The following is a 9,093-nucleotide window of genomic DNA, read 5'->3' on the forward strand; positions in this document are numbered from 1 at the left end:
GGCCGGGGCCCCCCCCCCCCCCCCCCCCCCCCCCGCGCCCGCGGGCGCGGGCCGCCCCCCCCGCCCTCCACCCGTCCGGCAAGGCCCGGGCGGAGGAGCCTGTGGATGTCGCGCTGGTGCTGGCGGTGGATGTCAGCCGCTCGGTGGACGAGGACGAGGCGCGGCTGCAGCGCGAAGGCTATCGCGGCGCCATCACCGACCCGCGCGTGGTGGAGGCGATCCGCGGCGGCATGCTGGGCGCCGTCGCACTGGCCTATGTCGAATGGGCCGGGATCGAGTTCCAGCGCCTGGTGATCCCCTGGAAGCGCATCGGCGGGCAGATGGACGCCGATGTCTGGGCCACCGCCCTGGCGGAGGCGCCGCGCTCCTCGCTCTCCTGGACCTCGGTCTCGGGGGCGATCGACTTCTCCCGCCGGGTGCTGGCGGACTGCCCCTTCGAGGCGACCCGGCGGGTGATCGACGTGTCCGGCGACGGGGTGAACAACAGCGGCCCGCCGGCCGAGCAGGCGCGCGACCGGGCGGTGGCGGAAGGCATCACGATCAACGGGCTGCCGATCCTGAACGACCGCCCGACCTTCGGCCGGCCCCCACCCATGCCGCTCGACCAGTACTACCGCGAGAGCGTCATCGGCGGGCAGGGCGCCTTCCTCGTGCCGGCCGAGGATTTCGAGGCCTTCGGCAACGCCGTGCGGCGCAAGCTGATCCGCGAGATCGCGGGATTCGGCGGCCCGGTGGTGGACCGCGCCTGACCTTGCGCGCCCTGCTGCGATTGTGGCGGGGCGAGCTGCCGCTGAACGAGGCGTTCTGGACCTGGGCGGTCATGGTCGGCCTGGTCGTGAACATCGCCACCTCGCTCGGCTTCCTGCTGCTGATCTCGCAGGGGCGGCCGGTCGCGGCGCTGCTGGTCGGCTACCTCGTCTCCGTACCCTACAACATCGTGGCCGCGGTCGGCGTGTGGCGGGCCGCCGCGCACTATCAGGGCCCGCCGGGGCTCGCGCAGGCGGCGCGGCTCGCCGTGGTGATCGGCATGACGGTGCTGAGCGTGACGTGATCGGCGCGCGCCGCCGCTGCGGCACGATCCGCCCCGATGGATCACGCGGCAGGCCTCTCTCGCGCGACCGATTCCCCGCTTGGCAGATTCCGCCTTCGCGGATCAGGCGCTACCGCTCGACATCCTCGATCGACAGCCCGAACGCCGCCACGCCCTCGGCCAGCAGATCGCCGAGATTGTCCATCGCAAGCAGATACTCCGCCGCGTCGCGCCCGTCATTGCGCTCGGCGGCGAGCGCGCGGGCCTCGTCCCAATCCTCCGGGCCGTAGTCGCCGCGGCCGGTCCAGGCGAGCGCGATCAGGCTGGCCTGCTCGTCCTCGTTCAGCTCCGTGATGAAGGCGTGCAGGCTGTCCTCGGTGAGGTCGTCGGGACCGTCCTCGAGCAGTGCGGCCTCGCTGTCGGCGTCCTCGCCATCGGCGACCCCGGCCTCCTCCCTGCCTTGCAGCGCCCGCGCGTGATCCACGATGGTCGCCACCGCCTCGAGGCTGATGCCGAGATCCACCTCGTCGTCATCCGGCGTGCCCGCCATGGCACCCCCCCCTGTCCGTGTGCCGCCATTAGAACCGGGATCGGCACGCGGTTCCATCGCCGCTGACGCTCCTCCGGTCATCGGGACATGACGGGCGGGCCGATTCAGACCTGCGGGGCTGACGCCCCTCCGGTCATCGGGCCGCCTCACCCCCGCGCCCAATCCGGCGCGAAGGAGGGGTTCACGAAGCGGCGGTCCTTCGGCAGCGCGGCGATGGCCGCGAGGTCCTCCGCATCCAGGCGGAGCGACAGCGCGCCGAGATTCTCCTTCTGCCGCGCCGGGGAGGCGGCCTTCGGCACCATCGCGACGCCCTCCTGCGCCAGCAGCCAGGCCAGCGCCACCTGGGCCGGCGTGGCGCCATGCTTCGCCGCGATGCGCGCCAGCGCGGGATGGTTCAGGTTGCCGCCCTTGGCGAGCGGCGAATAGGCGGTCAGCGCCATCCCCGCCGCCCGGCAGATGCCGAGCAGCGCCGACTGGTCGAGCAGGACGTGATACTCGACCTGCAGGCAGGCGAGGTTCACGCCTTCCGCGATCGCGCGGCGCAAGAGCCCGGGCGGGAAGTTCGAGACGCCGATGGATTTCGCCAGCCCCTCCGCGCGGATCGCGGCGAGCCCGCGCAGCGCATCGGGCAGGTCCAGCGCCGGGCTCGGCCAGTGGATCAGCAGCAGGTCCACATAAGGGGTGGCCAGCCGCTTCAGGCTGTCGGCGAAGGCGCGGCGGATCGCCGCGCCGTCGGGCTTGTCCCACCAGATCTTGGTGGTGACGAAGACGTCGTCGCGCGGCAGGCCGCTGGCGGCGAGCGCGGCGCCCACCGCATCCTCGTTGCCGTACATCTCGGCGGTGTCCACGTGGCGGTAGCCGAGCGACAGCGCGGATTCGACCGCGCGCTGGCATTCCGCGCCGGTCATCGGCCATGTGCCGAGGCCGAGGCGCGGCATGCGCATGCCATTGGCGTCGAGGATCGGTGCGTTCATGTGCGCCTCGTGAGGTCGACGAGCCCGGCGCGACCCGCTTCGGTGCCGAAGGCCAGCTGCGCGCCGCTCGGGCTCCAGGACAGCGCGCTCACCGGGCTTTCGCTGGGCGGCGCCACCGGCACCACCTTGCCGCTCGCGATCTCCGCGATCAGCACCAGCCCGTCGCCGAAGCCGGCGGCCACCACCTCGTGCTGCGGATGGCAGGCGACGGCGGTGCAGAACACCTCGTCGCCGCCGGCGAGCTCGGTCGGCGCCTTGCCCATCGGCCCGCCGCCGAAGAAGGGCCAGAGCACGATGCTCTCCGCCCCGCTGGTCGCAAGCCACCGGCCGCGCGCGGTGAAGGAGAGGCTGCGCGTCTTCCCCGGATAGCCCGACATGCGCATGTGCTGCCCATCGGTCAGCCGCCAGCCATGCAGCGAGGGCTCCTGCATGGCGGTGACGACATGCGTGCCGTCGGGGGAGAAGGCGATGGCGTGGTGGCTGCCCTTCCATTCCAGGACGCGCGGCTTGTCCTCCTTCGCGCCGACGAACCAGACGGAGGCGCCGTTGTAGTGGCTGGCGGCGATGCGTTTTCCTTTCGCGTCGAAGGCGATGCCGCCGACCGAGGAGGGGTGCGTGAGCGTCTTCAACGGCCCGCCGGGGCCAAGCAGGTGGAGCGCCTTGCCGACGGCCGCGGCGCGCAGCCCCGACTCATGCGCGGCGACGTGGTCCACCCACCGGCCCTTGTAGTCCGCGATCTCCGCGGTCGTGCCGTCGGGCGCGATGCGCATGAGCTTCCCGTCGTCGCCGCCGGTCAGCCAGCCTTCCCGCATGTCGGCGCAGGCAGACAGCACCGCGCCGTCATGCGCAGTCGTGGCGGCCCATTCGCCTTCCATATCGGCGCGGCGCAGGCTGCCATCGGCGAGCGCGAAGGCCAGCCGGCTGCCCGCATCGAACACCGCGCCCACCACCCAGGCGCCGAACTCCTCCGCGCGGCCGCGGCGGGCGAGGAGGAAATCGGCTTCCGAAACCTCGGCCATTGCGTCAGGCTCCCGTGGCGTCCGCGGTGGCGGCCAGCCGTCGCGGCATGTGCGTCACGACCAGGCAGGAGCGACCCGCGCGATGGCGAAGACCGCAACGAGCCCGAGGACGCCGGCGGCCGAGAAGCCGCTGACGCGCGAGGAGATCGTCCGGCACATGCACGGCGTCACCGCGACCTACCACCAGCACTACAGCACCGTCCGCACGGCCGCGACGAGCCTGGTGCTGCCCTTGGTGCTGGTCGCCGGCGTCAGCTTCCTGAACTCCTGCCGGAGCGCGGGAATGAGCCCGTGGTGGGGCATCGGCCTCGTCGCCTTCGCCATCGTCGTGACGGTCTACCTCAATCTCGTCTTCACCTGCTGGTCGCGCATCGCGCGCCGCTGCGAGCGCGCCTATGAGGAGGAGCTGCTGCACGCCGGCGACGCCGCGAGCGGCCTGCCGACGGGCTTCCGCCACCGCTTCCGCCGCCTCTCGGGCGAAGCGGACTGGACATCGCGCATCGACGAGCCGATCCGGATGCTGCAGCGGGACAACCTGCGCGACCCCTTCATGATGGGGGTGGTGTTCTTCTCGCTGCTGTTCCTGGCGGGGTATGTCTTCGCGGCGGGCAGCGTCTGCACGGGCGGCTGAAGCAACCGGCCTCATGCGCCCGGCGCATCCGCCTGGCACGCCTCGAACCCCCGCCGCAGCTGCGGGCGGTTCAGGTCGCGGCCGATGAAGACGATCTTCGACTTCCGCGGATCGCCTTCCTTCACCGCGCCGATGTAGTCGCCATCGGCGATCATGTGCACGGCCTGGAAGGCGAAGCGGCGGTTGTCGCCGGCGTAGTACAGGATGCCCTTGGTGCGCAGCAGGTCCTGGCCCTTGGTCTGCAGGAGCTGGCTGATCCAGGCGTTGAACTTCTCGGCGTCGATCGGGCGGGAGACCTCGAAGCTGACGCTGTTCACCTCGGAATCATGCTCGTGGTGATCCTCGCCGGAAAGGAACTCCGGCTCCTTCTCCAGGATGCGCGCCAGGTTGAACGCGTCGCGGCCGATCACGGCGTCGAGCGGCACGTCGGACTTCGTGCTGCGGCGGATTTCCGCATAGGGGTTGATCTGCTTGATCAGCCGCTCGACCTCGTCGGCCTCCTCGGCGGTCACCAGGTCCATCTTGTTCAGCACGATGATGTCGGCGAAGGCGATCTGCTCCTGCGCCTCGGCGCTGTCCTTGAGGCGCGCGGGAAGGTGCTTGGCGTCCACGACCGTCACGATCGCATCCAGCTTCGTCGCCCGCTTCACGTCGTCATCGACGAAGAAGGTCTGCGCGACGGGGGCGGGATCGGCGAGGCCCGTGGTCTCCACGATGATGCCGTCGAACTTCCCCTTGCGCTTCATCAGCCCGCCGATGATGCGGATCAGGTCGCCGCGCACCGTGCAGCAGATGCAGCCGTTGTTCATCTCGAAGACTTCCTCGTCGGCATCCACCACGAGGTCGTTGTCCACGCCGAGCTCGCCGAACTCGTTGATCACCACGGCGAACTTGCGGCCGTGGTTCTCGGACAGGATGCGGTTCAGCAGCGTGGTCTTGCCGGCGCCGAGATAGCCGGTGAGGACGGTGACGGGGATCTGGCTGTCGGACATGCGGGCATTCCGGAAGATGCGGGACGGTTGCGCGTTATATGGCAACGCGGCGGCGGTTCCACCCCGGCCGTCTCCGGCGCGCCGCACGCCGCGATCCCGGCGCTGCGCCGAGGGCGTGCCGCACACAGGCCGGACACAGCCCCACAATTATGAACAGTAATCCCGACGGGTCTCATTTTTAATCGGTTAGGCTCGGGATCATCAACCATTGGGCATAGCCGAAGCCATGGACCAGAACTGGCCTCACGCCGTCCTCGTCGCCAATGACTGGGATGGCCCGAAGGCGCTGCCGCGCGCGCGGCGCCGCCGTTTCGTCGTGGAACTCGACCGCAACGGGCTTTTCGTGACCCTCGGGCGGACGGATCTGTATCTCTGCATGGAGGAGAGCGCCGGCTGGACCGTGCAGCGCGCGGCCGGCGATCTCGACCTGCGGGCCTGGCGGCTGCATCTGATCCTCGGCCGCGCGCCGAAGGCGACGGCGGCCTGATTCCCCCGCCGCCGCGGCCGGCCCTTCAGGCCGGCACGGCGCGGATCGCGTCGGCCAGCGTGCCGAACAGCCGGTCCACATGCGGCTGCTCGATGATCAGCGGCGGCGACAGCGCGACGATGTCGCCGGTCACGCGGATCAGCACGCCGTGGTCGAAGCACCAGCGGAAGATGTCGAGCGCGCGATGCGTCGGCGCGCCGGCGCGGGGTTCCAGCTCGATCCCGGCGATCAGGCCGAAATTGCGCACATCGATCACGCCCGGCAGGTCGCGCATCGCATGGGCGGCGTCCTCGAAGGCCGGCTCCATCGCCCGCGCGCGGCCGGGCAGGTCCTCGGCCCGGTGCAGCTCGAGCGTGGCGATCGCCGCCGCGCTCGCCAGCGGATGGCCGGAATAGGTGTAGCCGTGGAACAGCTCGATCCCCGCGGCCGTGCCGTTCACGATGGTGTCGTGGACCTCGCCCGAGGTCGCGACGGCGCCCATCGGCACCGCCGCGTTGGTCAGGCCCTTGGCCATGGTCATGATGTCCGGGGTGACACCGAGGCGCTCGGCGCCGAAGGGCGTGCCGATGCGGCCGAAGCCGGTGATGACCTCGTCGAAGATCAGCAGGATGCCGTGCTTCGTGCAGAGCTCCCGCAGGCGCCGCAGGTAGCCCACCGGCGGCACGAGCACGCCGGTGGAGCCGGCGATGGGCTCCACCATGACCGCGGCGATGGTGTCGCCATGCAGCGCGACCAGGTTCTCGAGCGCGTCGGCCAGATGCGCGCCGTGCTCCGGCTCGCCGCGGCAGAAGCGGTTCTGCGCCGGCAGGTGGGTGTGCGGCAGGTGGTCCACATAGGGCAGCTGCGCGCCGAACTGCTTGCGGTTCGGCCCGATGCCGCCGACCGACATACCGCCGAAGCCGACGCCGTGATAGCCGCGCTCCCGCCCAACCAGCCGCACGCGCTGCGCCTGGCCGCGGGCCCGCTGATAGGCCAGCGCGATCTTGAGCGCGGTGTCCGCCGCCTCGCTGCCGGAATTGACGAAGAAGACGTGGTCGAGACCCTCGGGCGTGATCTCGGCGACGCGCGCGGCGGCCTCGAAGGCGATGGGGTGGCCGAGCTGGAAGGTGGGGGCGAAGTCCATCACCGCCGCCTGCTTCTGGATCGCTTCGACGATCTCCTTGCGGCCATGGCCGGCATTGCTGCACCAGAGGCCGGCGGTGCCGTCCAGGATCTCCTGCCCGTCGGCGGTCCAGTAGTGCATGCCCTCGGCGCGGGCGAGCAGGCGCGGCGTGCCCTTGAAATACTTGTTGTCGGAGTAGGGCATCCAGAAGGCGTCGAGGTTGTTCGGGCGCGACGGCCGGATGTCGTTCATCGGTCGGGATCCTGCGGCAGGCGGCGACACAACAACGCAGTCCCGCGCGCCGGGCAAGGGATCGCCCGCGCCGGCGGCCTCCCGCGGGCGCGCAGAAGGGCGTAGAGGGCGGTCATGCGCATCCTCGCCCTGGACGGCTCGCTGGCGCGGGCCTCCGCCGCCTTGTGGATGGACGGGTCGGTGGCCGCGGCGCACGCCCTCCCCGGCGAGCGCGTGCAGCCGACCGCCCTGCCGGTGATGGCGGACGCGTTGCTGGCCGAGGCCGGGCGGCGGCTGGACGCCGTGGCGGTGGTGGTCGGGCCCGGCAGCTTCACGGGGCTGCGCACCGCGATCGCGCTGGCCGAGGGGATCGCGCTCGGTCTCGGCATCCCGCTGGTCGGCGTGACCACCGGGGAGGCGCTGGCCGCGGCGCTGCCGCAGGAGCTCCGCGCGGGGCGCGAGGTCTGGGCCGCGGTGGATACGAAGCGCGGGCGAATGGCGCTGGAGCGCATCGTGGACGGCATCGCCGCGGCGCCGCCGGCGGTCTTCGCGGAGCGCGACCTGCCGCGCCCCGCCGGCCCCGTGATCGTGGCCGGCGATGCCGCGCCCGTCGCGGCCGCGAGGCTTCTGGCGCGCGGCTTCGACGCGGTCCTGAGCGACAGCCGCCTGCCCGACGCCGCCGCCGCGGCATCCCTTGCCGCCGTGAGAATGGAACGAAAGATCCCGATGCGTGGCGCGGCGCCGCTCTATGCCGAGCCGCCGGCGGTGCGCCTGCCGGGATGATCGCCGCGACCCCGGCGGATGCCGCGGCACTCGCCGCGCTGCACGAAGCCGCCTTCCCGGCGCCCGAGCGCTGGGGGCCGGATGCGATCCGGCTGATGCTCGAGATGCCGGGCGCCTTCGGCCTGCATGCGCCGGGCGCCGGCTTCGTGCTGGCCCGCGTCGCGGCGGACGAGGCGGAGATCCTGACGCTGGCGGTGGCGCAAGCCGCGCGGCGGCAGGGCCGGGGCGGCGCGCTGCTGGCGGGGGCGATGGCGCAGGCGGCCCTGCGGGGGGCGCGAATCATGTTTCTCGAAGTATCGGATAGAAATATTCCGGCCCGCGCACTGTATACCGCGGCCGGCTTCGCCGAGGTCGGCCGGCGGGCGCGCTACTACGCCGATGGCAGCGCGGCGCTGGTGCTGCGCCGCGCCCTCATCCCGCCTTCCTGATCCAGACCAGCAGGGCTCCCCCCTCGGTTTCCGCCTGATGGAGCACGGTGTGGCCCTGCTCGGCGGCGGTGCGCGGGACGTTGCGGCGCGGCTCCTCGCCGCGCAGCGCGACGCGCAGGACCTGCCCCGGGGCCAGCCGGTCCAGGGCCAGGCGGGTGCGCACGAAGGTCATCGGGCAAGTTTCCCCGGTAATGTCCAAATCGGCATCGTGCCTTTTTTCTTTCGGCTGGCAGGTCTGCATGCGATCAACCTCTCGCGGCCCACGTAATGGATATTGCGAAACGGGCGACTCCGCCAGTATATGGGGCGTTGCGACGCCGAGCGGCAAAGGAGCCGCCGGCGCGTAACACGGTCTCCGGCACTTCCGGGCGACCTTTTCGGACCACAGGAAGACCACCCATGTCAGAGACCACGGCGAACCAGGACCTGCTCGGCCTGACCGCGGAAATCGTCTCCGCCCATGTGTCGAACAACCCGGTTTCGATATCGGATCTGCCGAACCTGATCCAGGAAGTCTACCGGACGCTGTCGAACATGGGCCAGCCGGCCGCTCCGCCGGCGGAAAAGCCACAGCCGGCGGTGCCGATCAAGAAGTCCATCACGCCGGAATACCTGATTTGCCTGGAGGATGGGCGGAAGCTGAAGATGCTGAAGCGCCATCTCAAGACCGCTTTCAATCTCACGCCGGATCAATACAGGGAGAAGTGGGGCCTTGGCCCCGACTATCCCATGGTGGCGCCGAACTACACCAAGCACCGCTCCTCGCTCGCCAAGAAGATCGGCCTCGGCACCAAGCCGCGCGGCCGGCCCCCCCGCCCCGGCCCCCGCCCCCCGCCCCGGCCGGGCGGGGCCGGCCCCCGCCCCGG

The 9,093-nt window shown here is 71.4% G+C and carries 13 protein-coding genes; 7 read left to right on the forward strand and 6 right to left on the reverse strand.

What is annotated here, in order from left to right:
• Nucleotides 1–116: 116 nt before the first annotated feature.
• Together AC1MIR_RS09955 and AC1MIR_RS09960 are read left to right on the forward strand one after the other, a co-directional pair.
• Nucleotides 117–749 carry a DUF1194 domain-containing protein gene (locus AC1MIR_RS09955; protein ID WP_480028737.1) on the forward strand — a complete coding sequence of 211 codons (633 nt, stop codon included), beginning with the start codon at nucleotides 117–119 and terminating at the stop codon, nucleotides 747–749.
• A gap of 2 nt (nucleotides 750–751) precedes the next feature.
• Nucleotides 752–1,051 (forward strand): hypothetical protein, encoded by a 300-nt coding sequence (locus AC1MIR_RS09960; RefSeq protein ID WP_480028012.1) that lies wholly within the window; start codon nucleotides 752–754, stop codon nucleotides 1,049–1,051.
• Between the two features lie 109 nt (nucleotides 1,052–1,160).
• Here AC1MIR_RS09960 and AC1MIR_RS09965 read toward each other — a convergent pair whose 3' ends face one another.
• The 3 genes from AC1MIR_RS09965 to AC1MIR_RS09975 all read right to left on the reverse strand — a co-directional run bounded on the left by AC1MIR_RS09965 (nucleotide 1,161) and on the right by AC1MIR_RS09975 (nucleotide 3,573).
• Nucleotides 1,161–1,637 (reverse strand): DUF3775 domain-containing protein, encoded by a 477-nt coding sequence (locus tag AC1MIR_RS09965; RefSeq protein WP_480028013.1) that lies wholly within the window; start codon nucleotides 1,635–1,637, stop codon nucleotides 1,161–1,163.
• Between the two features lie 89 nt (nucleotides 1,638–1,726).
• Nucleotides 1,727–2,554 carry an aldo/keto reductase gene (locus AC1MIR_RS09970; protein ID WP_480028014.1) on the reverse strand — a complete coding sequence of 276 codons (828 nt, stop codon included), beginning with the start codon at nucleotides 2,552–2,554 and terminating at the stop codon, nucleotides 1,727–1,729.
• Entirely contained in the window at nucleotides 2,551–3,573 is a 1,023-nt protein-coding gene (locus tag AC1MIR_RS09975; RefSeq protein WP_480028015.1) for a WD40 repeat domain-containing protein, read from the reverse strand. Before AC1MIR_RS09975 ends, AC1MIR_RS09970 begins: the two co-directional genes overlap by 4 nt.
• Nucleotides 3,574–3,655: 82 nt before the next feature.
• Between AC1MIR_RS09975 and AC1MIR_RS09980 the strand changes: the two genes are divergently transcribed.
• Nucleotides 3,656–4,204, forward strand: coding sequence for a hypothetical protein (locus AC1MIR_RS09980; RefSeq protein WP_480028016.1), 549 nt, complete (start codon nucleotides 3,656–3,658; stop codon nucleotides 4,202–4,204).
• An 11-nt stretch (nucleotides 4,205–4,215) separates the two neighbouring features.
• Here AC1MIR_RS09980 and AC1MIR_RS09985 read toward each other — a convergent pair whose 3' ends face one another.
• A complete protein-coding gene (locus tag AC1MIR_RS09985) occupies nucleotides 4,216–5,196 on the reverse strand; it encodes a CobW family GTP-binding protein (protein WP_480028017.1) in 981 nt (326 codons plus the stop codon).
• Between the two features lie 226 nt (nucleotides 5,197–5,422).
• Here AC1MIR_RS09985 and AC1MIR_RS09990 point away from each other — a divergent pair, with 226 nt between their 5' ends.
• Nucleotides 5,423–5,683, forward strand: a complete 261-nt coding sequence (locus AC1MIR_RS09990) for a hypothetical protein (protein WP_480028018.1) — start codon at nucleotides 5,423–5,425, stop codon at nucleotides 5,681–5,683.
• Between the two features lie 25 nt (nucleotides 5,684–5,708).
• On the opposite strand, the gene aptA is transcribed toward AC1MIR_RS09990, so the two are convergent.
• The gene (aptA, locus tag AC1MIR_RS09995) at nucleotides 5,709–7,037 is read right to left on the reverse strand and encodes an omega-aminotransferase AptA (protein ID WP_480028019.1); all 1,329 of its coding nucleotides are present in this window, start codon (nucleotides 7,035–7,037) and stop codon (nucleotides 5,709–5,711) included.
• 114 nt (nucleotides 7,038–7,151) lie between these two features.
• Between aptA and tsaB the strand changes: the two genes are divergently transcribed.
• Nucleotides 7,152–7,799: a tRNA (adenosine(37)-N6)-threonylcarbamoyltransferase complex dimerization subunit type 1 TsaB gene (tsaB, locus tag AC1MIR_RS10000; protein WP_480028020.1), complete on the forward strand. Its 648-nt coding sequence runs from the start codon at nucleotides 7,152–7,154 to the stop codon at nucleotides 7,797–7,799.
• A complete protein-coding gene (locus AC1MIR_RS10005) occupies nucleotides 7,796–8,227 on the forward strand; it encodes a GNAT family N-acetyltransferase (protein ID WP_480028021.1) in 432 nt (143 codons plus the stop codon). Before tsaB ends, AC1MIR_RS10005 begins: the two co-directional genes overlap by 4 nt.
• On the opposite strand, the gene AC1MIR_RS10010 is transcribed toward AC1MIR_RS10005, so the two are convergent.
• Nucleotides 8,211–8,468, reverse strand: a complete 258-nt coding sequence (locus AC1MIR_RS10010; protein ID WP_480028022.1) for a sulfurtransferase TusA family protein — start codon at nucleotides 8,466–8,468, stop codon at nucleotides 8,211–8,213. The two genes, AC1MIR_RS10005 and AC1MIR_RS10010, sit on opposite strands and share 17 nt — an antisense overlap.
• A 158-nt stretch (nucleotides 8,469–8,626) precedes the next feature.
• On the opposite strand from AC1MIR_RS10010, the gene AC1MIR_RS10015 reads away from it, so the two are divergent.
• Nucleotides 8,627–9,093 (forward strand): Ros/MucR family transcriptional regulator (locus AC1MIR_RS10015; RefSeq protein ID WP_480028023.1); only part of this gene is annotated, 467 nt, incomplete at its 3' end.

Source organism: Falsiroseomonas sp. RANM36 (assembly GCF_056682175.1).